This is a genomic window from Paenibacillus amylolyticus (assembly GCF_001570725.1).
Taxonomy (GTDB): Bacteria; Bacillota; Bacilli; order Paenibacillales; family Paenibacillaceae; genus Paenibacillus; species Paenibacillus amylolyticus_A.
Genome location: NZ_BCNV01000006.1, coordinates 165,478 through 191,065 on the forward strand (window position 1 = coordinate 165,478; position 25,588 = coordinate 191,065).

18 protein-coding genes are annotated in these 25,588 nt (G+C 46.5%); 15 read left to right on the forward strand and 3 right to left on the reverse strand.

Annotated elements, in window-relative coordinates; genetic code table 11:
- Positions 1–74: 74 nt before the first annotated feature.
- The 6 genes from PAHA3_RS24345 (at position 75) to PAHA3_RS24370 (ending at position 7,462) form a co-directional block, all read left to right on the forward strand.
- On the forward strand, positions 75–1,469 hold the full coding sequence (locus PAHA3_RS24345; RefSeq protein WP_235599555.1) for a helix-turn-helix domain-containing protein: 1,395 nt from the start codon (positions 75–77) through the stop codon (positions 1,467–1,469).
- A gap of 289 nt (positions 1,470–1,758) precedes the next feature.
- On the forward strand, positions 1,759–3,636 hold the full coding sequence (locus PAHA3_RS24350; protein ID WP_082762987.1) for a rhamnogalacturonan lyase: 1,878 nt from the start codon (positions 1,759–1,761) through the stop codon (positions 3,634–3,636).
- A gap of 483 nt (positions 3,637–4,119) precedes the next feature.
- Positions 4,120–5,199 carry a sulfate ABC transporter substrate-binding protein gene (locus PAHA3_RS24355; RefSeq protein WP_062837359.1) on the forward strand — a complete coding sequence of 360 codons (1,080 nt, stop codon included), beginning with the start codon at positions 4,120–4,122 and terminating at the stop codon, positions 5,197–5,199.
- Between the two features lie 87 nt (positions 5,200–5,286).
- Positions 5,287–6,123: a sulfate ABC transporter permease subunit CysT gene (cysT, locus tag PAHA3_RS24360; protein ID WP_017690928.1), complete on the forward strand. Its 837-nt coding sequence runs from the start codon at positions 5,287–5,289 to the stop codon at positions 6,121–6,123.
- Positions 6,124–6,190: 67 nt separating this feature from the next.
- Positions 6,191–7,066 carry a sulfate ABC transporter permease subunit CysW gene (gene cysW / locus PAHA3_RS24365; RefSeq protein WP_062837259.1) on the forward strand — a complete coding sequence of 292 codons (876 nt, stop codon included), beginning with the start codon at positions 6,191–6,193 and terminating at the stop codon, positions 7,064–7,066.
- Positions 7,067–7,222: 156 nt separating this feature from the next.
- A complete protein-coding gene (locus PAHA3_RS24370; protein WP_036607453.1) occupies positions 7,223–7,462 on the forward strand; it encodes a YezD family protein in 240 nt (79 codons plus the stop codon).
- Between the two features lie 98 nt (positions 7,463–7,560).
- Here PAHA3_RS24370 and PAHA3_RS24375 read toward each other — a convergent pair whose 3' ends face one another.
- Together PAHA3_RS24375 and PAHA3_RS24380 are read right to left on the reverse strand one after the other, a co-directional pair.
- The gene (locus tag PAHA3_RS24375) at positions 7,561–9,030 is read right to left on the reverse strand and encodes an extracellular solute-binding protein (RefSeq protein ID WP_371327957.1); all 1,470 of its coding nucleotides are present in this window, start codon (positions 9,028–9,030) and stop codon (positions 7,561–7,563) included.
- A gap of 388 nt (positions 9,031–9,418) precedes the next feature.
- Positions 9,419–11,740 carry an AraC family transcriptional regulator gene (locus tag PAHA3_RS24380; protein ID WP_062837261.1) on the reverse strand — a complete coding sequence of 774 codons (2,322 nt, stop codon included), beginning with the start codon at positions 11,738–11,740 and terminating at the stop codon, positions 9,419–9,421.
- Positions 11,741–12,103: 363 nt separating this feature from the next.
- Between PAHA3_RS24380 and PAHA3_RS31180 the strand changes: the two genes are divergently transcribed.
- A complete protein-coding gene (locus tag PAHA3_RS31180; RefSeq protein WP_062837262.1) occupies positions 12,104–14,815 on the forward strand; it encodes an S-layer homology domain-containing protein in 2,712 nt (903 codons plus the stop codon).
- 347 nt (positions 14,816–15,162) lie between these two features.
- Here PAHA3_RS31180 and PAHA3_RS24390 read toward each other — a convergent pair whose 3' ends face one another.
- Positions 15,163–16,050 carry a hypothetical protein gene (locus PAHA3_RS24390; protein WP_062837263.1) on the reverse strand — a complete coding sequence of 296 codons (888 nt, stop codon included), beginning with the start codon at positions 16,048–16,050 and terminating at the stop codon, positions 15,163–15,165.
- 111 nt (positions 16,051–16,161) lie between these two features.
- Between PAHA3_RS24390 and PAHA3_RS24395 the strand changes: the two genes are divergently transcribed.
- The 8 genes from PAHA3_RS24395 to PAHA3_RS24425 all read left to right on the forward strand — a co-directional run bounded on the left by PAHA3_RS24395 (position 16,162) and on the right by PAHA3_RS24425 (position 25,536).
- Positions 16,162–16,575, forward strand: a complete 414-nt coding sequence (locus PAHA3_RS24395) for a GNAT family N-acetyltransferase (protein WP_062837264.1) — start codon at positions 16,162–16,164, stop codon at positions 16,573–16,575.
- 155 nt (positions 16,576–16,730) lie between these two features.
- Positions 16,731–17,108, forward strand: coding sequence for a hypothetical protein (locus tag PAHA3_RS24400; protein WP_062837265.1), 378 nt, complete (start codon positions 16,731–16,733; stop codon positions 17,106–17,108).
- A complete protein-coding gene (locus PAHA3_RS24405) occupies positions 17,098–18,369 on the forward strand; it encodes an MFS transporter (RefSeq protein ID WP_062837266.1) in 1,272 nt (423 codons plus the stop codon). Before PAHA3_RS24400 ends, PAHA3_RS24405 begins: the two co-directional genes overlap by 11 nt.
- 186 nt (positions 18,370–18,555) lie before the next feature.
- Positions 18,556–18,693, forward strand: coding sequence for a hypothetical protein (locus PAHA3_RS30625; protein WP_161799395.1), 138 nt, complete (start codon positions 18,556–18,558; stop codon positions 18,691–18,693).
- 118 nt (positions 18,694–18,811) lie between these two features.
- The gene (locus PAHA3_RS24410; protein WP_062837267.1) at positions 18,812–21,556 is read left to right on the forward strand and encodes a lanthionine synthetase LanC family protein; all 2,745 of its coding nucleotides are present in this window, start codon (positions 18,812–18,814) and stop codon (positions 21,554–21,556) included.
- Entirely contained in the window at positions 21,537–22,334 is a 798-nt protein-coding gene (locus PAHA3_RS24415) for a hypothetical protein (RefSeq protein WP_153028295.1), read from the forward strand. Before PAHA3_RS24410 ends, PAHA3_RS24415 begins: the two co-directional genes overlap by 20 nt.
- Positions 22,331–23,797 carry a tetratricopeptide repeat protein gene (locus PAHA3_RS24420; protein WP_062837269.1) on the forward strand — a complete coding sequence of 489 codons (1,467 nt, stop codon included), beginning with the start codon at positions 22,331–22,333 and terminating at the stop codon, positions 23,795–23,797. The genes PAHA3_RS24415 and PAHA3_RS24420 overlap by 4 nt, the downstream gene beginning before the upstream one ends.
- Positions 23,779–25,536: an alpha/beta hydrolase family protein gene (locus tag PAHA3_RS24425; protein WP_062837270.1), complete on the forward strand. Its 1,758-nt coding sequence runs from the start codon at positions 23,779–23,781 to the stop codon at positions 25,534–25,536. Before PAHA3_RS24420 ends, PAHA3_RS24425 begins: the two co-directional genes overlap by 19 nt.
- Positions 25,537–25,588 lie beyond the last annotated feature (52 nt).

Consider the following 25,588-nt stretch of genomic DNA (forward strand, 5'->3'; position numbering starts at 1 on the left):
GAACGTTCATTATGATCAGAATATATGGTGATGAAACCTAAAATCTGGATGTTGCACGAAGGGTGGTGCTTTCCTTGGAACCTGCAAATTCAATTCGGGAGCAATTAACCCAGTTTATCGATAAGAACAGCATGACGCTCTCCCGATTCTCGGAAGTATCTGGCATGAATACAGGAACAATTAGTCGTATTTTACATGGGAATCGTCCCATATCCGTGAGTCAGTTGATTGCGATCTCATCAGGAATGGGCGTGGCAGCAGATCATTTTTTTGCCGACTATGTGGAAGAATGTTTCGCTTATTCCGTATCCATGCGGCGGATCAGACCGTTTATTCTCCTGAGTGCGGAGCTGAATCGGCTGGACTGCATTGAGCAGATTCTTCATCGGCTACTGGACGACCTGGATTATGCGACAGAACTATTTGAGATGGCAGAACAGTTATTTGAACGAAATCAGCGGTCTGCCGCAGCGTTGTTATATAAGAGTGTGAGTGAAGTTGAGAAATATCAGCATTCTGAACGGCTTGCGATGTGCCAGTATCGGTTGTTTTTAATTGCACAAGGAGAGAACCTGGAGGAAAATCTAAGAACGGCTATCTTGTTTGAGCCCTATGTTGACCGGTTGGATGAGGGATATCAACTGGACGCGCTGAAACATTTGATTCATTCTTTCGGCTCAGTGCATAAGTGGAACAAGGTTAATGAACTTGCCAACAAAATGCTTCATTTAGCCCAAATACAGTATGAGGCACCTAGAAATCGTAAACGTAAGGATCAGGAGCTGAAACGCACAGAGCGACCACTATACTTTTATATATTGTACTCCTGGTTAATCCAATCCACTGTATATGAGGAGCATAGGGACTATGTCCGAGCACTCGACTTTGTGAAGTTATATGCTGACGGACAAAGATGGGTGAAAGAGGACGATGAAGAGTCCCGTCGTATATTGAAGCAGTTTGAAGAGTGGGCTGTAGCTAATACCTATCTCTATCGTTTAATGTCTGGAGAAGTGGATGTTATTCCGGATTATGTAGACTATATTGAGGGACGTAAAGATGAAATTTTCATCGCCCTGCGATATATAGTACAAGCTGCAAATAAATTTGACGTTAATATTGATCACATTTTGGATCGCTTCTCTGAACATATCCCCTTGCGTACGTACAAGACTGAATTTGGGGAGTACAATCATGCGATTATGGGCGAGAGTTACGCACAGTTTTTAAGTGATTTAGGAGTATATAATCTTAGCAAACATCGTCGTAATGCAATTAATCTAATTTTGGAAGGTTTGCATTTTTCAGTTAAAATAAATAGTGATCGGAATATCATCACGTGTATGACCCTGTTTGAGCAATACAGGGATCAGGCCGATTCAGTTGCAACACAAAAATTCAAATCTCTAACAAGTGAGGTGCATCGGATCAATGCAGAAAAAATGGTCGTTACTTCTATTTCTATGTAGTTCCATCATCATAAATCCTGAGATTATAGTGCTAATGGGACATGGATGGGGTGGAGGATAAACAGTTGAAATGAAAACTGTGCACCAAACAATCTTGTTTTAAATGCTGTACCTTAGAGTCGAGGGAGAAATCCTTCGGCTTTTTTATGTATAAACCATTTAATTACTAAATTAGACCTATAGATGGAATTATATGTTTAATTTAAAATGAATATAGTAAAGCGCTTACATAAAAGATGGCGCTACAAGGGCATCGGGCTTACCAATACAATTGGGGAGGCAATTGTTTATGGGAAATCGATCATCATTGTGGAAGCGCACATTACGTACAGCCGGAGTATCGCTTCTGAGTTCCGCGTTACTGGTCACTTCGCTTGGCTTGGGCGACACGCCGGTAACACATGCAGCGGGAGCAAGGCAGATGGAATATCTGGATCGCGGTGTGGTGGCTGTGAAGACCGGGACAGGTGTGTTTGTCAGTTGGCGGCTTCTGGGAACGGAAGGATCGAATGTATCGTTTAATGTCTATCGGGATGGAACCAAAGTGAACGCTACGCCCATAACGAACAGCACCAACCTTCAGGATGCGAGCGGGACAAGCAGTTCCAAATACACGGTTCGCGCTGTGGTCAGTGGAACGGAGCAGGCTGCTTCAGCGGCAGCGAGCGTATGGGGCAACAATTATCTATCTGTACCGCTCAGTGTGCCCGCAGGTGGGACAACGCCCGATGGAGTAGCCTACACCTACAGTGCCAATGATGCCAGTGCAGGTGACCTGGATGGTGATGGTGAGTATGAATTGATCGTGAAGTGGGACCCCTCCAACTCCAAGGATAACTCTCAGAGCGGTTATACGGGGGAAGTGTTTATCGATGCCTACAAATTAAACGGAACACGCCTCTGGCGAATTAGTCTGGGCAAAAATATCCGTGCGGGTGCTCACTACACCCAGTTCATGGTCTACGATCTCGACGGTGATGGCAAAGCCGAGGTTGCGATGAAAACAGCCGATGGCACCAAGGATGGTACTGGCGTGGTCATTGGGGATGCCAGCAAGGATTACCGCAATTCCAGCGGTTATGTGTTGTCTGGCCCCGAATTCCTGACGGTATTCAATGGGCAGACTGGCAAAGCGCTCTCCACGGTGAACTACGAACCGGCACGTGGCAATGTATCCGACTGGGGAGATAACTACGGCAACCGGGTGGACCGATTCCTTGCGGCCATTGCCTATTTGGATGGGGAACGCCCAAGTCTGGTCATGGCGCGTGGGTACTACACCCGGACAGTGCTCGTGGCTTATAACTGGCGAAATGGACAGCTGACCAAGCAATGGACGTTTGATTCCAATACCTCCGGTAACTCGGGTTATGCCGGGCAGGGCAATCATAATCTGAGCGTGGCGGACGTGGATGGGGATGGGAAAGACGAGATCGTTTATGGTGCCATGGCGGTGGATGATAACGGGCAAGGATTGTACACGACAGGACTTCATCATGGCGATGCCATGCATCTGAGTGACCTGGACCCGGACCGCCCTGGACTTGAGGTATTTCAGGTCCATGAGACACCGTCCAATGCCGGAGTTGAATTTCGTGATGCAGGTACGGGCCAGTTAATCTGGGGAGTCAAAACAACGAAGGATATTGGACGTGGCATGGCGGCAGACATCGATCCAAGATATAAAGGTGCCGAAGTATGGGCAGACGGCAGTCTGTATACGGCCAAAGGGCAGAAAATCGGGACAACCCTGCCGTCCTCCACGAATTTTGGGATCTGGTGGGATGGTGACCTGCTCCGTGAACTGCTGGACAGCAACCGAATCGACAAGTGGAACTATGCCAATAGCACAACAGTGAACCTGCTCACTGCATCCGGCGTTTCTTCCAATAACGGAACCAAGTCTACGCCGAATCTGCAGGCCGATCTGTTCGGGGACTGGAGAGAAGAAGTGGTATGGCGGACGAATGACAGTTCGGCGCTACGGATCTACACCACAACAGCAGTGACGGACAAACGCATCTATACGCTGATGCATGATCCGGTGTACCGTCTTGGCGTCGCTTGGCAAAATGTAGCCTACAATCAACCGCCACACACCGGTTTTTATCTAGGGGAAGGCATGAACACACCGCCGGTACCCAATATCCGGTATGCGGGTAGATGAGGAATGGACTAAGCGTAGCGGTCCAATTTCGTTCATGTTTACAATAGACAGCGAAGCATGGAATTCGCTGAAGGGAACAACGGACGATGATTCGTTGTTCCTCTTTTTTTTGCCAATAGCGCAGAAATCCGGTAAAAATCGGAAAAAACGTTTGACAGGTATATAGACTGCCTTTATTATACGTATATAACTTACTAAACAGGTAGGAATAATAAAAATGAATCTGTTTTCATTGTGAAAACGGTCATTTTACAGACAGATGCAACCATGCAACCTGAACAGAATAACGTTCTCACCGTATAGACGGAGGAACACCGCAGCGCATCATTTCCGTATGAAGCATACACAGCCCAGGGGCTGGCATGACTTTATGAGGGAGAAGTGCGCGGGGGTTCCTCCGTCTTCTTATTTTTTACGGGGCGTTCCATCCTGTTCAGCCGGCCTGAGGTAGTCATGCAGATCTATATCGGGGGAGTGTTATTCATGAAAAAGAGAATTCACAAGGGTATTTTGGTTGGTCTGGCACTGGTGTTAACAGGGGTACTGGCAGCATGCGGATCGGATAGCGGCGGGTCCAGTGCGGCAGGAACATCAGGGGGAGCAGAAGGCGGTACAGAAAAGGCCAAAGCTATCGAGCTGCTGAATGTTTCCTATGATCCAACGCGGGAACTCTATGAGCAATATAACAAAGCGTTTGCGGCGCATTGGTTGAAAGAGAAGGGCCAGGAAGTAACCATTAAGCAATCCCACGGGGGATCGGGCAAGCAGAGCCGTTCTGTTATTGACGGACTGGATGCGGATGTGGTGACACTGGCATTGGGATACGATATTGATGCGATTGAAGATAAAGGTTTGATTAACGAGGGTTGGCAGGATAAATACGAGCATAACAGCTCTCCGTATACCTCTACGATTGTATTCCTTGTACGTAAAGGTAATCCAAAAGGCATCAAGGACTGGGATGATCTGATCAAAGGGGATACCCAAGTCATCACACCGAATCCCAAAACGTCCGGCGGGGCGCGCTGGAACTATCTGGCGGCATGGGGTTATGCCCTTAAACATAATAACAATGATGAAGAGAAAGCGAAGGAATTCGTGGGTGAGCTGTTCAAGCATGCGCCTGTACTGGATTCGGGTGCTCGCGGATCTACAACAACGTTTGTTGAACGTGGCATCGGGGATGTGCTGCTTGCCTGGGAGAATGAAGCGTTCCTATCGGTAAAAGAGTTGGGTCCAGACAAATTCGATATTGTCGTGCCTTCGGTGAGTATCTTGGCTGAACCACCCGTTGCAATTGTGGACAAAAATGCAGACAAAAAAGGAAGCCGCGACGTAGCGGATGCCTATCTGAAATATTTGTACAGTGAAGAAGGACAGACGATTGCCGCTGAAAATTATTACCGCCCAACGCTGGACAGCGTGGAGGAAAAATTCAAGGATCAGTTCCCGGCGCTTGAACTATTCACGTTGAAAGATGTATTCGGCACATGGCGGGATACTCAGGCCAAACATTTTAATGACGGTGGTATCTTCGACCAGATCTATGTTCCAGGCAGCTAAGGTTGCTCAGTTCAATGAACACTCGATCAATCGCGCTGTGAGCGGCCAACCAGCCTTACCGGCTGAAGGCAGAGAGGATGAACGTACATGAGCAAGGTGATGGTGGCGCGGAGACGCACATTGCCGGGATTCGGATTAACGATGGGTTACAGTGTGTTCTACCTGAGCCTGGTTGTACTTATTCCATTGGCTGCGCTGTTGTTTAACTCAACAGGGCTGACGTGGGCAACCATGATTGAGGTTGCGACCAATCCCAGGGTGCTGGCTTCCTTCCAGGTCAGCTTCCTGACCGCAGGTGCAGCGGCCCTGATTGATCTCGTGCTGGGGTTACTCCTGGCATGGGTGCTTGTTCGGTATGAATTCCCTGGTAAAAGGCTGTTTGATGCGGTCATTGATCTGCCTTTTGCCTTGCCGACGGCGGTAGCAGGGGTCGCCCTTACGGCGATCTATGCCGGCAATGGTTGGATTGGACAGTTTGTAGAGCCCTTGGGCATTAAGCTCGCCTATTCACAGGCTGGGATTACGCTGGCGCTGATGTTTATTGGAATTCCGTTCGTGGTTCGTACGGTGCAACCGGTGTTGGAGGAGCTGGAGGCAGAGGTGGAAGAGGCGGCTGCCACACTAGGGGCAGGAAGATGGCGGATATTCCGTACGATTCTGCTGCCGGATCTGATTCCACCACTGCTGACGGGCTTTGCTCTGGCCTTTGCTCGGGGCATCGGTGAGTATGGCTCCGTTGTATTTATCTCAGGCAATATGCCGATGAAAACGGAGATTGCTCCCTTGCTGATCATGGCCAAGCTGGAGCAGTTCGATTATGCAGGAGCTACAGCTGTAGCGTTGCTTCTGCTACTGGTCTCTTTCATCCTGCTGCTAATCATTAATTCCCTGCAGCGTTGGAGCCGGAAGGCGGGCAGAGCATGACCATGAAGCATGATGCAATATGGATACGAACAGATGTCACTCACCCAAACCAAAGGAGGTGCAGCGTATGGCGGGTTCCGTTCCACTGAGCCCTGTTCCACCTGTGAAGACTGGCCGTGGAACTAACCGTGCAACAACGGAAGCTCCATGGGTCAAATGGTTGTTGATTGGACTGGCGAGCCTGGTACTCATATGGCTGCTTATTTTGCCACTGGTTATTGTGCTCATGGAGGCGTTGAAGCAGGGCTGGGGTGTGTACATCGCCGCTCTTACCGAGCCGGATGCCATGTCTGCACTGAAACTCACGTTATTGGTTGCGGCGATTACAGTGCCGCTGAATACGATATTTGGTGTGGCCGCTGCCTGGGTCATTACCAAGTTCCAGTTCAAGGGCAAGGGGCTCATGATCACCCTTATTGATCTTCCCTTTTCAATCTCGCCTGTGGTGGGCGGGTTGATCTTTGTATTGGTCTTTGGTTCCAATGGGTGGTTTGGGCCGTGGCTGTCCGAACATGATATCAAAATCATTTTTGCGCTGCCAGGCATTGTCATTGCAACGTTGTTTATTACCTTCCCTTTCGTAGCGAGAGAACTGATTCCGCTGATGGAGGACCAGGGAACCCGGGAAGAGGAAGCGGCAGTTACGCTGGGGGCCTCCGGGTGGCGAATCTTCTGGAGTGTAACTTTGCCCAATATCAAATGGGGACTGTTGTACGGTATTATTCTTTGTAATGCCCGTGCTATGGGTGAGTTCGGAGCGGTATCTGTGGTGTCCGGACATATCCGCGGGGAGACCAATACGCTGCCGCTGCATGTCGAAATTTTGTATAACGAATATCAATTCTCAGCTTCATTTGCCGTAGCTTCCCTGCTCCTGATTCTGGCTCTCGCCACGTTGCTTCTCAAGAGCTGGCTTGGACACAAAGTCGTTTCAGAAAAGTGATGATGAGAAGAAAAAAATACAGATTGACAGCTACTGGAAGCCCTGCTAATGTATAAACCAAGTATATAGGTTGGATAAGAATGATTTATAAATCCGTTGGATGATAGCGCACTTAGGAATATGGCGGGCAGTAGCCCGAGAAGAGGAGGCGGCTCTATGGCTAAGCCGTTAAAAGTGGATGAGGTATGGTTGGACCGAATTGCCGGACAGCTGAATGACATGGAGTTTGGTTCTTTGCACATCGTGGTGCACGAAGGTCAGATTGTGCAAATGGAGCGGACCGAACGCAAGCGTTTTGAGAACACGCCCTCAGGCAGCGCCTCCAAATCCGGAAGCACGGCACGAAGCAGTTCAGCCCGTTCACTACGTGGATCGAATGCGAGTGCGAAGGGATAGAGAGTGACTAGCGTGAGGGAAGCGGGGATGGGTGCATAGGAACACACACATATACTTTCCAGAAACTCATGGGAAATGTATGTTCCATATCGTCCCACCTATTGCGCGTGACTCGTCTCCTTATGCTCGTTATACCAATGATTCGCTTCAAGCAGCACCTGTTGCCCACCTGAATCCATAAATTCTTCCACAAAGGTATCAAAATACCCCACAGGCTGATCGCCAGTGATGATGGAGATATACGCTCTGTCTCTCATGCGAATCAGCTCAGATGAATATTGAATCAGGGCAGGGGTTGCAACCTCCAGGGAATTATAGATACCATTCTCCGTTAATCCTGCAGATGCAGCCCACTGTTCACGTTTATCCAAGGGTGTACCTGGAACCGTCATGCCGATGCTTGAGCCGATCATATTGGTGTAATTCTCCAATCGGTTATATGGAGGAAGTAAGTGGAATGATCTAGAAGCTTCGGCGCTCCAATCCCAATGCTTTCCTGGAAGGCCATACTCCATTTTGATCTGCTCCACCGGATTGGGGTTGGCACTTACATAATCGAGTATCTCCAAAATTTTCTCCAGTTTTCCTGGCTCTTTTGCAGCCTCAGCACCTATAGCAATAAAATTCATCAGCAGATTGTTCCCTTTGGAACCGCTTTGCCCATCCGGACCAATAACAGGAGAACCAAATACAACCTCTGCAGCTGCATTCTTCTGTAGTAGCTCATTAACATTGAACGAGGCTCCCACGGGGGTTTCTTTACCATTTCCATTGAGGACACTGTAATCTCCCTCTTGATTCCAATGATAGTAGTTGCCCATTGAGGTCATCCCAATTTTTCCGTTAATAAAAGTATGGGATAGATGTTTATAGCCGCCTTTGTTTTCACCTGTTATGAACTCAGGGTCGATAATCCCGTCCCGATACCATTTTTGCATATAAGTCAGGGCTTTTTTCATCTCAGGCTGCAAAGCGCCGATCACGAGATTGTTGTTGTTTTCATTAAAATACAGCTGCTCGGTGAAAACGGACTGTCCAAAAGCGCCAAACACCACATTTAGGCCCTCTCTGGATATGCCGTACGTATCCTGTTTACCATTCCCGTCCGGATCACCTTTGGCAAAGGCATACATGACCGTTTCAAATTCCTCTAATGTTTTCGGTACGTCCAGACCAAGCCGCTTAAGCCAGTCCTCTCGATATACGACAGGAGTTCGATAGATGTTGGTCTCATTGATGGCCGGTATTCCATATAAGCTGCCGTTTATTTTTCCATACTCCAGGTAACGTGAGTCATAATCGCGAATTCGCTGAACAATATTTGGTGCATATTGTTCAAGGATTTCTGGGGGAATTTCCGCTAGGACCCCTTGCATTTGATACTTAAGCAGATCATGCGGCTGCCTGATTCGGAACAGATCAGGTATTTTCCCTTGAGCAAGCTCCAGGTCCAGCAGTTCCTCGTACCGCTTGTTCTCAAGGTTCCACACCTCCAGATCGACATCAAACCGATCCTCAATATATGCAATCATCTCAGCGTCCTCAGGAACAGCAATATTTTGATGCATGGTCCAGGATATCGTATACTGCGGTGCTGTATCCTTCTCAGCGCTTGCTAAATGGCCCTGCTGCTGCACTTGTGCTGTTTCTCTGTTTAAAACGTTACACCCGCTCATCAATCCTATAAGAATAGATGTAGCAATCAATAGACATAGCTTTCTTGAAAGGTTGATGTTCATAGCAGCTCCTTTACTAATTTTAAATTCTATATAGCTTCAATTTAACATTTACACAAAAACGGAGAGGACAGAAAGAACCTGAAGAAGCGAAGCTACAAGTTTTCTGTAAGAAAACTACTTCGAAAGCATACGCTACGCCTAAAAGCTTTCTGAAAGAAAGCTGCATCGGAAGGTTGTTCTGTCATCGGAGTGTCCGTGTAAATATTCCTAATTGATCCTATATAGACCCCTGTTCTATTAGACTGCGCATGAAGTTTTTTGGCGTGCAGCCGTGAATTTCTTTGAACTTTTTAATGAAATAAGCAGGGGTACGGTAACCGACCGTATTTGCGACCTGCTCAACCGTAATTTCGCGTTGTGTCATTAGTTCCCGTGCGCGTTCCATTCTCTGATTCGTAACATATTCGGAATAGACAATCCCGGTTTCTTCCTTGAACAGTTTACTGAGATATTTAGGGCTGATGAATACTTGTTCTGAGACATGATCCAGCGTGAGATCGCCCGAAAGATGCTCATGAATATAGGCTTTGACAGCCGAGATGGTATCCACACTCCGTACCTCGCTGCGCTTCTCCATATGCATCACAAATTCGGTCACGAGATGAATCATCCACTCCGAATAGCGGTTGATATTGTAGAACAATGAAAATTGCTTGTACAAATTCATCGAGCTTGTCTCGGCGGGTTGCAGGCGCACCTGATTAATACATTCAGCGTAAGTAGATACCGTTTTTAATAATATGATCCGACTGTATTCGGCTGAATATAGGCCTTTCTTTATTGTCGAGACCAACTCCCGAATGGCCTGAACCGTACCTTGCACATCCCGAGCCTGCAATTTCTTCTCAAAGTTTACGAGGTATGAGTCCGCAATCTCCAAGCTGCTGGTTTCCCTGTTCAGAAGATCAAGATCCTGAATGGCGGACTGCTCTGGAAAGAAGTAGCTGTATCGAATCAAGGCATTCGCCTGATGATAGCTTGTGTGAATCTTCGTGAAGTGCTCTACCCATCCGCCTAAAGATAGTGCAAATTCCAGACCGAATCTGCTTCTCGCCTCAGCGTGAATAAAGTCTATAATGTGATCAGAGAGAGGTTCCTCGGGTTGATTGGTACAGATGATGACCGCGATTTTGTGATCCTGCATTTCCTCTGCGAGCAGTTGAGTTTCGTCTATATTTGCGATCTCAAGTTGCTGAATCATCGTGTACAACGTATGCTGCAACTGTCGTGGCTGCAGATCTTTCCACTTCTCATTGACCGGGTCAATGACGATGCAACGGAAGCGGGAGTAAGCCATCGAAATGTGAACGGAGTGCAGTTGCTCTGTAAGCTCCTCCGGTGTAAATCGGTTATTTAACATGTTCAGCATGATACTATGCTTAATCATCTTATGATTGGCTTGTAGTGTTTCCTCAAGACTGTCAACTTTGTTGGACAGACGGTTAATCGTTGTATCGATGAACCGATATTCGTCCTGCTTCAAGCTGGTTGGGTTATCCATCCGGCTCTTGATGTTATTCAGGATTCGCTTAAGAGGACTATAGTTGGCCCTGGTAAAGATGGATGACATCACGATCCCAACCGCAACAGCCAACAAGCCGAGAAGTACCGAAATTTCTTTCAAGCTATCCAATTTGTAATAGAAGCTTTCATTAGGTGTGGTTGTGTAAATCCGCCATGCATTTCCTTTAAATTGATCTTGGGTAACGACTTGCGAATCATGGTTAAATACAGGCGTGAAGCTCTCTTCTGATGAATGGAAAGAGAGTAGCGACTGCGTTAGATTCTCCTCCGTGGAGCTGCCTAACAACGTTTTGTCCGCGGCAGAAATGACGGTTCCATCCTGATCTATGATTAATGTATTCGCATAGTCAGCAGGGAGCATATTTTTAATGATCTGACTGATCGCTGATTCTTTGATATCAATCGCAATCATGGCTTTACTGTCTTGTCCAGAAGATTGAAACGGGTAACTGTGGACATAGGAAATTAGAGGACTCATGTTGCTCTGTTCCCGCGATTCGATATAAGCATCCTGAGGAACCATACGAGTCTGCATCCATAAGGAGCTTTCTTTGGTCTCTTTCATCGCAGTAATCCAATCCGTCGTATGATCCACACTCGAAGGCATGTCCTCATAGAGCATCAGGCCGTACACAGATGAGACGATGAAGTGGTTCTTCGCATCGTACACATGAATAGCTTCAATGAGATCGGAATAGTTTTGCACCATATTTTTGAGGGACTGTTCGATGTCCAGAATTTTGCTATGGTTTCCTTTTAAGCTATCTAAATCGATACTTGCAGCGTTACCCAGTGCCAGGGACAGATAGACCTGATTCACCTTCTGGATCACGGAACTCTCAATAGTATTGACAGTGCTTTTCAGCGACAGTTGATTATTGATACGGATCTCTTTGCTGTATTGATGGGAGAAGAAGGAGTATAAAATGGAGCCGAAAAGAAGCGCAATGACAAGAACGACAGCGAGGTAGGAAAGAACCATTTTGGATCTCACAGACTGAAATGGCTTACGCATTCTTTTTCCCCCTTCATTTCTCGTTTCTAAACAACTTCATCATTATATAGCAGGCCGAGGACTAGAAATCATGTTGACCGAAATTTAACAAACTTCCCCCTCTCATTTTACACACATTTAATAAAGCGTTTACATAAAAAGATATCATAATTAACGAAAGTAGTATGCACTCCATTTTTTCAGGGTGAAAAGTGTCAGAACGTACGATTTTGATATAAAGCGGAATTTGTTCTATAGATACCAAACGCCCCCTAATGCTACAGTAACGGCAGATCAGACATCTGGATAGAGACTTTCTTACTCATTTGCTGACGCAGAAGCAAAAAAAATTATTTCTATAATGGGAGCGTGTATTTGTAAGCCATGAGAAAACCACTTAAAAAGTCACTGGCACTACTTCTAATGTTGTCTATGGTAGGTCCGACGTTTGCAGAGAAGAGTTTTGCAGCCGATCAGAAGATTCAGTTCTCTGATATTAAGGGACACTGGGCGGAAGCAAATATTCAAGCATGGGGTGATGAAGGCTTAATTCGAGGTTATCTGGATCGTTCATTTAAGCCGAACACGTATATTACCAGAGCAGAATTTATGAATTTGGTAAACGGTGCATTTGGATATTCCGGACAAGCTAAAATTACCTTTAACGATGTGTCTGAGAGTGCATGGTATTACGAAGCAATTTCTATTGCAAATGCGAATGGATATATAGATGGATACACCGATGGCACAATGAAGCCGCAAGATCCGATCACCCGTCAAGAAGCAGCTAAAGTGATCGCTGGCATTTTGAATCTGGAGTTAAATGAAACAGCAGCGAATGTATTTAGCGATTCATCGTCTATTGCGGCGTGGAGCAAAGGGGCTGTAGGTGGAGCGGCAGCAGCTAAAATTATCGCCGGATATGCAGATGGAAGCTTCAAACCGCTTAATTCCATCACTCGTGCAGAAGCAGTGTCTGCGCTCGTTAAGGCTGTGGAAGCAGATGCTACTACAGCTGCCAAACCAGCTAAACCAAAAGGAACGGCGACCGTACTGAATGTTAACCCCCCGGCAGATGAAGCTCGGTTGTCCGCCGTGAAGCACGGAGCCAATGCTGGAGACGACACCTTGAAAAATATTGCGGAAACCAATCCGTTTATTGATATTTTGGACGGTTTTGATCAAGTATGGTCCTTGAACCAAGCGGATTGGAGAGATGGAACAGCAGCAACCAAACTTGGTGCTGACGGCAAGAATGCAAAGTATGGAGATGGACCGACTCCATATTATGACGGTTTTAAAAACGATCCAACCGTAGCTGTCGCTGATCAGAAGACATTTGCGAATGCAGAGATCCGAAATAAAGCGGCGTGGGAAGCTAACATCAAGTATGTAGAAGATGCCACGCAAAATCGCACGGCTGAAGAGACTTTGGCAGCTTATTATGATGACCAAAGAGATAAGATCTATAGTATGATGGAAGCTTTTGGGCCTTTGGCTAATACGTATGTAGATGTTATAAAGCCAAAGACAAGTGTTGAACGAAGTGTGGATGAGATGAATATTTTGTTGAAAGAAGAAACGGTGGAAGATGAAAGCCAAGGTATCGGAAGTGATTGGGCGGATACGGAGCTTGCAGATATGGTCGCTTTAGTTGATCTGGTGCGATTCAAAATCCCTGCCTCATCAAACCCTGCGAAATACTTCTACTCTACTCCTAGACCGTGGAGAATGAATTCAAACGGAGAAGTGAAAGAGGTCGTCGATAGCAAAGGATTACCGGTATGGGAAACAATAGGTGAAGGTGAAGGGACAGAAGTACCACTCCCTTCAGGTGGGAAGAAATCAACAGGAGAAAAACATTACCAGCAATATGAAACAAACGTTGTGCTTATCCCTGCATTAAGCTATGTCAAACGAATTGCTGAGGATGGAAGAGGAAAAGATGGTGGATTTCCAAGCGGTCATACAAGTGCATCGTACTTATCCGTACTTCCGTTTGCCTACGCTACGCCAGAACGTTTCTCAGAATTTTTAACAAGAGCAGCACAGATGGGTGAGAATCGAATTGTAACAGGGATGCACTCACCACTTGATGTAATAGGGGCAAGAATTCAAGCAACAGCAATGACTGCCTACGCATTTAATAAAGAAGAGAACCAAGACATGATGCAGAAAGCATATGAAAATGCAGGAGAAGTATTTGGAGCAGAAGCTAAGGAAAAAAATATGAGTTTGTATGAATATGCACACACCGTAACAGAAGACTATAATTTCAAGAGTGCATACGATGAAAACAAATGGGAAGATCACGACGCCAATAAAGCTTTCTATAGAGAAAAGATGACTTCCGGTCTGCCACAAACAGGAACGAAAGGTTTGGCCCCTGTTGTTCCACAAGGAGCAGAAGCTCTGTTGGAAACGCGTCAACCATACTTAACAGATGAGCAACGCAGACAAGTATTGTATACAACATCCATTGACTCTGGTTATCCTGTACTGGATGAATCCAAGGGCTGGGGTAGAATTGATCTGGTCACGGCAGCGGATGGATACGGTGCATTCTTGAACAATGTAACTGTGGATATGGACGCTTCCAAAGGGCGCTTTAATGCAGAAGATTGGTGGAGAAACGATATCACGGGTAGTGGAATGCTTACGAAAAAGGGAACAGGAACCCTTACATTGACAGGGAAAAATAGCTACACTGGCGGAACATTGCTGCAAGCAGGAACGCTGGTAGCTGAATCTGAAGCTGCTTTTGGTACAGGTGATCTGTATGTTGAAAATGGAACTGTTGTTGTGAATGTCGATGGAGCATTGAACTTGAATAGAAACTTCACCATGGATAATGGTACTTTGGAATTGGTAGTGGCTGACGGCAACAGTCAACTGAATGTCGGCAGAAAGCTCTATATTGATGGAGGAAGTCTCAAACTGGACTTGTCCAACTATAAGATCGAAGGTTCCAAAGATATTACGTTAATCACGGCAAATGGAATTACAGGTGAATTCGACAGTGTATCGGCAGATGGTTATGACGTGACTGTCACGTACGAAAACGGCCGTGTCATTGCACATGTTGTAGCGAAATAAGTGAAGTAATTGTCCATGATATAAAGTGAACTAAAGAATCTTACACATGCCACTTCGATGACAGAATAACCTTCCGATCACTGTTATCCCCAGATTTTTTTGATTCCCTTCTTCATAGGGGGAAATCTGGGGATAAAGGCGAACGCTTCGCTTCTTCACGTTATTTCTGCCCTCTCCGTTTCTTGTGTAATTATTAAGTTCGTTTTATATCGTTTAATTCTTCGCAAGAAAAGATTATAGAAAAGGGCTGAAACTACATTGTAGTTTCAGCCCTTTTCGCGTACAAACGTTGGATATAGTTAATGAAAGTCCGGCCATCTAAATTAAAAAAAGTGAGTAAGCGTAAGTTATTCGTCGGTGTTGGTACCAGATGTGCGACGTGTATTCCCTTCAATCTCCGTAGAGACTTTCTTCACTGGTTCCAGTTCCGTATGTCCTGCGTAGGGGCGGTCACTGCGAGAGCGTGTCCCGGTCAACCCGAAACCCGAAGTGAATATAATCAGTTGTAATCCCAGGGCATAAGGAGCAGCAACAGGTCCAATCAGATGGAATAAGGAGCATAGCGCGATCAGCAAGGAGAGCGTTTTGGTTACTGTACCTGGCGTATCCCGGCGTGGGCTTGCCCAGAGCAGATATCCATACATAATGGTGATCATCAGGGATACCGCGCGAATCCATGGCAAGATGCTGTCCCATGAGTCCACAGAAACGTCCAACATCCGCTGACGAAATACCAGATCTGTAACCAGAAATCCCGTGGCGGCCAGTGCGGCTGGTTCGGCTACGGGCCGAAGGATGGTCCAGACCGCTGTGCCCCAATGATCTGCATGAGTATCCCGGCTGAGTTCATCCGATAATACGGTGCATTCTCTTTCCAGTGCTCTATGCATCAGTCCGAGTCGGGCAGGATCATGTTCCTTAATACAGTCACGGATCTGGTCCTGTAGCTGAGGGGATAGGTAAGATGCAGCTTTGCAGGCTAACATAGCCGTTATCAGATCGTTATGTTCGTGTTCCGACTGTTCATATTTCCGAATTTCCTGGATGGTAAGTTGTCCCAAGAGGGCTGTACTTATGTATAATGTATCTCGTATCCTTCTCATTCGCCTTTCGTGGCTGCGGCGAACTTCAGTGGCAGACCATATGTATATCCCTAGAAGCAAAGCCATGACTCCAAGCAACACAGCCACAGCGCCTGGGCGCGATGTTAGATCTTCAATCCAACGTTGAAACACACTTGTTCCTCCTTTGCACCAACTTCACGTATCATGAAACACGCTTCACGTAAGCTTTCTCTCACTATTACACAGGAAGTAGATGAATTCAAGCAGAAAGGGGCACAATTCATGGATCAAGTGAATATTGAACACACACCACCCGCAGCAGTGGAGTATCTTTCCCTGCGGCAAATTGCCGGCCTTAGTGCAATGAGCAGGGAAGGGGCGGAGATTGGACTACCGAACAGTCTGTTTGCCGTATGTCTGCGTGAAGAAGATATGCTGATAGGTATGGGGCGAGTGATTGGAGATGGCGGTTGTTTCTTTCAGGTCGTCGATATTGCTGTACATCCGGATGTTCAGGGCATGGGTTATGGAAAACTGATCATGAGCGAGATTATGAATTATCTGCGTGAGGCTGTGCCTGCTCGCGGTTTGGTTAGTCTGTTGGCGGATGTTCCAGCTGATCGTCTGTATGCTCAATTTGGATTTGAATACACAAGCCCAAAATCCGAAGGCATGTGGTGGAGACAGGGAGAGTAGTGAACTAGTTAAATAACATATTCGGCGAACCTTTGGATATCCAAAGGTTTTTTGCTTTACAACCATATATTTACAAGTATAATGTAAATTAAAACCAATTTACGATTTACAAATTACGATATACGCATACACTCGTGAGAATGGAGGAAATGAATATGTACAATGACCAGAAAGCTCAGTTTAACCAGATGGTGGAACGATCTGTGGAGCAGGCGAACAAAAACCTTTCGGGAGCCAAGGGAGTCGTTTCCGTCCGATTAAGTCAGGAAGAGATTGATATCATTGATCAGCTTGTATTTCTTGAATTAGCCAAAAACCGTTCTGATGCGACTGCAATGTTGATTAGGGAAGGCATACGAACCCATCAGACCTTATTGGACGAGATACGCGAGTATACGGCTGAACTTGAACGGGTAAAAGCCAAGATACAACAGACCATTCGAGATTCAGGTTTGGTTACGCGTCTGCATCGTATTAGTGATGATGAATCTGTTATGTACGAGGGAGAGGCGCGTGAAAAAGATGAAAAATGAAATTCGCGGCGACAGTTATCGGGCGGTTTTGCGCCTTCCTTCTTTTGTTGTGCTTCTTGTTGGTAGATTGATTTCTGGCGCTGGGCAGATTTTATTTTCTATGGCGACGATGTGGTATATCCTCCAATTAACGGAGTCGGCACTTGCTGCCGCACTGATTCCGATGTTACCGTACTTGATCTATGCATTTTTGGGCATTCCTTTGGCTACGATCAGTGATCGCCTGCCGAAAAAGCAACTTTTGATCTGGACAGATATATTGCGTGCAGGCATAGCTTGCATATTGGCTCTTTTGTTCATGACAGGAGCCATGCTTCCGTGGCATATTTACGCAGCCAATCTGCTGATTGCAATCCTTGGTTTTTTGTTCAATCCGGCAACCCAGACAGTCATCCCCGCTATTTTGCCAGAACCTACAAAACAATTAGCTCCAGCCAATGCACTACTGAACTCTTCCTCCAAAACGATTGAATTGCTTGGATACGCCTTGGGGGGCATATTGATCGCGCTCATCTCCGTTCAGTCCATCCTTTTCATCTATGCCGTTACATTTCTGCTGTCCGCCATATCCATTTTCTTTATCCGCATCCCTGTAACCAAAGTAGTGAAACAAAAAGGAGTCTCCGGTTTTGTTAAAGATAGCATGCAGGGAATTACGTTCCTGTTTTCCCGTAAAATTTTGGCCTGCTGCATTATCTTTGGAGCCATTATCAATTTTGCGGGTGCGCCACTGCACATTTTCACGCCGATTTTTGCCAATATGGTGCTGCAAGCCGGACCACAAGGCTACGGCCTGCTTCAGTCAGCTTTTGCCGCTGGCAGTATTGCAGGCTCTCTGCTCAGTGGTAAATATGCCAAACGACTCTCACTCGCTCACTGGTTTTTGATCAGTTATCTTATCTCAGGTACAAGTTTGCTGCTCATGCCGATGTTTCCCAACCTGTATATTGCTATTGCGTGTTCATTTTTGTTGATGCTAGGACTTGCTCTTGTGAATGTTCCACTAGTTACCTCCATTCTATTATCCACCCCGGAAGAAAAAAGAGGACGTGTCATGAACAGTATGGGTGTCTTGATGAGTGGCATTAGTAATCCGCTGGGGTTGTTACTGGGTGGCTGGTTCATTGAAACGTACAATCCTTCATGGGTGTACATGGGGATTGGTACATTTGTTATTTGTATGGGCGTGGCAAGCCTATTTGTCAGACCTTTCCGTGAAGAACGGAGCAAGCGTACTCAACAACAAACGAGTGCGATATAGTGTGAAATTTGATGTCATATCATCCCTCTTTTTAGTCCGGTTAAACAAGGAATTTGACATGGTTAGGGGATATAAATGGATTGTATAAATAATTTATGTAAAATAATTCAATTAAAAAGAAGGAATATCAAAATTTATGTAGAATTTGGTTTATAAGAGGGGGAGACAAATGGGAGGTAATTTATCATGGAAAACAAGGAAATTTTATCTGTACAGGATTTGATGGCACTAGAGGTTGAAGAGGATAACAACATGTTTGAGGAAACAAGCTTGTGTACAGTGTGCAGCTGGACTAGCTCACAAACGATCGTTGTCGAAAGCTAGGAACTTCCTTACACGCTCTATTCACTGAATCATTTGAAAGATAAGTCTTTGATTTTCTCGCATTACTAAAATAATTGTACCTCCCCCTCTTACTTTATCTAAAAAGGAGTGATTCTCATTGAAATTCGCAAGCGTAATCCCCAGGAAGGACGCCTTTGAGAACGCTTTGGATCATATAATCCGGGAACTTCCCCAATCCATCCAATGGTCGAATGACGGCCATTGGATTTGTTTTAGACCGGAGGAATTAAGGCTTCCCGCGCAGGGGTGGAAAATCCATTTATCGGTTATCCCTGTGGAAGGAGCTGAATTGCTGCAACGCATTACACCTGTACTATCAGAAAATGAAGTGCAATGGAAAGTAGTGAGCAGCGGGCTGAAACTGATTGAAGCATCTAACGGTTCCATACCTCTCCCTCAGACTGGTAAGTGTGTCACCATCTACGCACGAGACGAAGAACAGTTCTTGAAGTTACTTGAACTAATGCATTCATGTACAGGTGATCTGGAAGGACCAGCTATTCCGACAGATCGGGCATACCTAGGTAGCCAGTGTGTATTTTATCGTTATGGTGCATTCACTGATCGTTTCTACTATGACCGTTACTCGGGTGCAAAAGTGTATGCCATCCAGAATCCAGAAGGTAAGCTGGAGGAGGATCAAAGAACACCGGGCAGGTATAAACCGGAGTGGGTGAGTGAACCTGAGGAATTACTGCGGATTCAGGCGATGGAGAAGAATCGGGCTGCTTCTCGTCATTCCGATTCCAATAACAATGAGTTTGGTATACGAAATATTCGTGTGAGACGTGTACTCAAGAAATCCGGCAAGGGAGGAGTATTTCTCATCTCTGGCACATCCTATGAACAGGCTGTCATGAAAGAAGCGGTCTACCGCATGCGTGTAGACGGTGGTGGACGGTCTGCTCATGACTATCTGGACAATGAGTATCGCGTGCTTGATCTGATGAAGGATACGGGGGTTACCCCAAGACCGCTTGATCTGTTTAGTACTGAAAATAACCGTTATCTGATCCTGGAGTATTTTGAAAGCATCAGCTTGCGTGAATATATCCATCGCAGACATGTAGCCGCAGATTACAACCGGGCGGATATGCATCGGATGGGTATACATATTCTCAATATGGTGCAGCAATGTCACGATAAAGGAATTGTGATTAATGATCTGACGCCCAACAATATTGTTGTGCTGACGGACGGAAGTGTACGCCTGATTGATCTTGAACTGGCTTATGTCAGAAGTGATGAGGGTCAGGCCGATCCATTGACCGGTCATACTCCGGGCTATGTGCCACGGGGACGTGAGCACAGCAGGCGATCCAGTTATGCGGATGATCTGTATGCACTGGGAGGCGTCTTCTATTACATGGCTACATCCATCGACCCCTATCTGAAATACAAGCAATTCCATCTGGAAGCTGCACAGGATTATCTGGATCATCAGAGTAATACACAGCTTCGTGGCTTGGGGAGTCTGGGCCTCGAGATCATGTCTGGCGGACATGTGGAGTTATCAGAAATTCGTGAAATACTGATTGCATTGCTGGAGCAGCAAGAGGTCAATTCAGGAGAAAGCATGGATGGACTAGAGAAAAATGAATGCAATATGGAGCCAGAAGAAGTACTCCGTCAGGCCGAGCGTAGGGTAAAGACACTGTATACTTCTCTTGATTTCAATAGCCCCTTGCAACTGTTCCCGGAAAACAGCATGAGCAAGATGTTTCATCCGGCGAATTTCAACTTTGGCTGGACAGGGATGATCTTTGGTTTTAATCAGCTTGGTCAGATTACACAAAACAGACAATACCATCAATATGCATGTGAAGTATTGAAATGGATTTTGACGAATCACCCTTACGTGCCAGATGAGACACCTGTAGCATTATACTTTGGATATGGCGCTGTTCCCTGGGCAATGGCAGAGACGGCTGAACGATTAAATGATCCATCGTTGCTTCGACGTGCAGAGGATCTGGCATTGGAAATCACCCGGGATGAGCCAGTACAGACCAATATTAGTCATGGAGCGGCGGGGTTGGGATTAATGCTGCTTGAGATATACCGTATTGGCGGCCGCCCTGAACTTCTGGCAAGAGCAGAGGAGCTGGGTGTTTATATTTTGGAACAAGAAGAGCAGACAGATGAATCATTGAGTTTGTGGAAAGTGAAAGATAAATCGGACAAAAAAGGCCATCATTCTCTTGGATTCTCTCATGGTATTGCAGGCATCGGATATTATTTGCTTGCCTTGGCGGAGCGTACAGGAAAGGAAGCCTACTATTCTGCTGTGAAGCGAATTGTAGATACACTCGATCGTACGAGTCATGGAGGACAGAATGGCGTGAGCCTGTGGCCTGCATCGCCGGAAAAACCGGATACACTCTGGGTGCACTGGTGTAATGGATCGGCAGGTATTGGGCGATTTTTGATGGCAGCGGCTGATATTTTACAAGATCCCCTCTGTACCAGACTTGGACTTCAAGCAGCGGATGCAGTGGCACAGGCAACGGTATTTGCTTCTTTTGGGCAGTGTCACGGAATTGCAGGCAATGGAGATTTTCTACTCTTGGCTAACCGCAAGTTCCCAGGCAGATATGAAACCAAACTAGCGGAGTATACACAGAGCTTGTATGTATTGCGAAGTGATCCACAGGAAGACATATGGATGTGGCCTCTGGAGGACATGGAGTCCTTCTCCCCGGATTATATGACCGGTTATATGGGAATCTATACATTCCTGCTACGCCGGTTTTATCCGTCTGTTGCATCCGAACCACTGGTTTATTCAGGTTTCGATTATAACAGGGAGGGGGAAGCGTATGATGCTAACATCCATATCTGATATCCTGCCGCAATGCCAGCAAGAATCGGGGAAGACGGGTGATCGCTATTATGCAGTTGAACCTGGAAACAACGAAACCCTATCTTCGTTCATGGTAATTGATCAGGGTGAAGGGCAGTATACATTGGATTTATGGAGTGAAGCACATTCTAATCATTATTGGGAAGATCGGATTTTATCCATTTTGGATAAAATCACATGGTCCTCTCTGTATGCCACTGTTCCTGCCTCATTTCCGTGGGAGAAGCTTGGATACCGGGCGGATATTCTTGCCCATCGGTATCGATTTTTCGGCAAGTTGAAGGACGTTCCCATGCCGGCTATGCCACATGAAGACGCGGTTTGGATGTCTGCGGAGGGGCAGGCGGATTCCCTTGCACACTTGCTCCAGGCCAGTGATCCTACCTGTCGAGGTTGGGAAGCTGCTCGTCAAGCTATCGGGGATATTTATCAGGGTGTATATGGCAAGCTGCTGAAAGGTTCCGGGCTTGTGGAACTGGAGGGAAGGAAGATTGGGGGCTGTCTGTTAAGCGATGAGTTTGGCAGTGTACTCCTTGCTCATATATTCACGATACCTTCAGCGAAACGTCAAGGTTGGGCCCGATGGCTAGCTGCATATGGTCTCCATCGGTGCAGTTCAGATCCGGATCAGTGGATTAAAGCTTCACTTGATGCAAACAACCGGGGCAGTTATCAATTGATGACGGCGCTGAATTTACAACAGGTGCCTGAACTTATACACGTATGCCGAATCACGAAAGAGAGTGAGCTTTCATGATGCCTGTCTCACTGGAAAGTACGGATTATCATGATCTGAGAAGTAAATGGTTTCGTGAGAGTCATGAACCTGGATTGTTTGTTGTTGAAGGGACATCAGATGCGGTGGAGCATGAAATTCACAAACTGAAAACGCATTGGCAGGATAAGGTTATACAAATTGCGGTTGGTGATCCGTATGCTACTCTCCCACTGATCTATCAACTAAATCCATTTCAGCCAATAGATGATCTTGTGGCATGTAAAAATGCGTTATTGAGATTCCAAAGATCAGGGTGGACGCCTGGTAATCGGAAATGGGTTCTGGTTGAAGTATCTTCCTACCTTCACCCTGCGGATCTGGGAGCCATCCACTATATCCTGTATCGACAGAAACTAAGGGGAGTAAGTGTAGTGCTTTTTTTTCATCGATATCCAACCATGGCGAATAATCCTGAGGATATACCCAAACTTCCGGTATCTATTGTCAGGGATACGCCCGATCAGACCCGACGTTTGTTGGAAGAACAGCTACAAATGGTAAGCAAGGATAATGGAAAGGAAGAAGAGGCAGCGTTGGCGCTCTACAATAGGCTGGCCTGGGTTTTGTTGTCCAAATCGGCTGATCCGGCCCGTTACAGGTCCTGTTTTCATTTTTTCGACCATAATTCTTTATTTCAACGGTTGTCGGCGACACAGCAGGCAGTACTCTGGTTTGAGTTGGGTCAGCTGTTGACCAAAAACGGGAAGCAGTATACCGAAGCACGACATTGTTATTCGAAAGCTCGGGAAATCATTGCCCATGAAGAACTAACTGAAACGTATCGTACTGGGAAATGGGCTGCGCTTGATAATGGTGAGGCATTAATTGAGATGCAGGAGGGCAATGTAGAACGCGCAATTATGCTGGAGCAACAGGCGGGCCAGCGTATACGCCAGCTTTCTGATGGACCCGATAAGCGAGTTTTTCAGATTCAGACGTTACTAAACATTGCGGGCTTGCAGCTCCGGGCGGATCTCTATGCAGAGGCAGGTAAGACGTTGCTGGCTGCGGAGAAGTTATGTGTTGATGCGTATGTAGATTGGCTGGGGCATGTACTGCAATTAAAAATGGTATTACATCAACAGCTGGGTGAGCAGGAGCAGGAATATGAACTATTGATTCAGTTGTTACGTATGAAGACAAACACTATCCATTCCAAACTGCTTGGCCGTGCGGTGGAAATCGCTGGTGCGCTGATTACTCAAGGGTTAGAGGAACGGGCATCCCGAGTGTACCGTCTATTGATGATGGGGCTGCCGGTTGCCAGTTTGCCACAGATCAGATTGATTCGTGAAACATTAGGCAGACTGGGGACCGTTACTCCCCTAGATGCATACACGCAGGACCAGTATATTGATAAACTGGAATCGCAATTGGAGGGATGGGAGCAGTTAAAGAGCTGGAATGAAAGGAGGAAATCCGGTTGGGTTATCCATTCCTGACACGAATGAGTGTGAATAAGGAACGAACGAGTATGCTCTTGGGCTATGATGACAATACATGCGAATGGTGCAGTCTTGATGATACAGGCCGGATTGATAGCCGTCAGAGCCTTTCTGAACATGGGACAGAGTCAGATCAGCACACGCATCATATTCAGTTTATGGGCAGGAACCGTGTTCTGGTGATCACACAGGACAATTCGGGGAAATGGCTTCATATATACGAGAATGAGAAGCAAGCAATTCTGGTTCAGAGCCTTTTTGTGAAGTTTCCATTTCCTGTGATGCAGGCCGCTTGGCAAGAAGGGCAATTCATTCTGCTATTTTCCATTAGACATCGTTCAGGAGCTGTCCGCATAGGTCTTTACGATCCCGAGAAGGATGAGGCGCGATGGGTTACTCCTGATTTGGACAACCCGCAATTTGTATTCTGGTCTGCATCAACACGAGAGGTTGGTGTAAACGTTGGTGGATTCGGAAGAGTGTACTCATATTCCAAAGATATCCTTCCATCATCCGAAATACCCTACACGGAGTATGCCTACCCTGTGATGGATAAGCAGGGGGATCTCATAGCCGTTTCTATTCCTGTGGAAGATGGCTTCCAGCCGGGATGGATCAGGCAGGGAGAGGATCGGGTGCATGAATGTTCAACGGATAGCCAACCCTTCTCTGAAATGATTAGAATGCAACTCGATCTACATCAACAGCTAGTCCTCTGCGAAGGGATAACCTGCGGCAGGTGGCAATATGTTCAATATACATTGGACAGAGAGAAGAGGTATGAGCTGTATGATTATCCGGGAATCTTGACACAGGCTGTGCTTAGCAGGGACAGACAGGGCTTGATCGGAAAATATGAATCTATCGTAAATCCTCCGGTGCCGGGGATATACCGGTTTTCGGAACAAACGGGTACGATTACCCGTTTCCCGGTTGAGCGAGATGAGAGGATTGGCAACCATCCTGACAAGGAACCCGATGTAATCTATGGAGGGGTTCGTTATGGACATGACAAGATTCCGTACATGGACATACACCCGGAGGGCGCAGAACAGGTGGTCATCTATCTTCATGGCGGGCCTCATAATTGCCTGTTTGACAGCTTTAGTCCGGTCATCAGCGGATTATATCAGGCAGGAGTGCGGGTCATCGGGTTGAACTATCCCGGTAGTTCAGGGTTCGGCATGGATTACAGGATGCGCATTCAGAACGATTGGGGCGGCGTGGATGCAGATGTCATCCAGTTCATGCGGGAGCAGATGTTATCTTCCTATTCACACGTATCTCTCTATGGGGTGAGCTATGGGGCTTATCTGGCATTGCTGGTAGCAGGTAAAAGTCCGGCGTTATGGAGTACTGTGGTTGCCTGTGCACCCTTTACGGATCTGGAAGGACTGTACGCAGGCGGAGGAACGAAGCTGAGGTCATTCTTGGAAACTGAAATCGGTGAGCTTTTGCATGATCAATCTGCCCTGCGGGATAGAAGCCCAACAGCTTATGTATCCGGGCTCAGTGAGGTGAATATTCAGCTCATTCACGGTCAGTTTGATCAACTGTGTCCCGTAGAACAGACGGAGAGGTTATATCTGGACATCACTAAAAACAAGCAGATGTCTGGAGCTGTAGGCAGGATTGAGCTTCATATTGTACAGGATATGGCGCATGAGGCTTATTCGGAGCGAATCTGGGCGCAGAAGGCTGTTGATTTTCTAAGCTACAGTAGAGTATCCACGTAAGATAAATACGTGATGTTGAAGCCGCAAATGCGGCTTTTTTGGCGATGTTTAA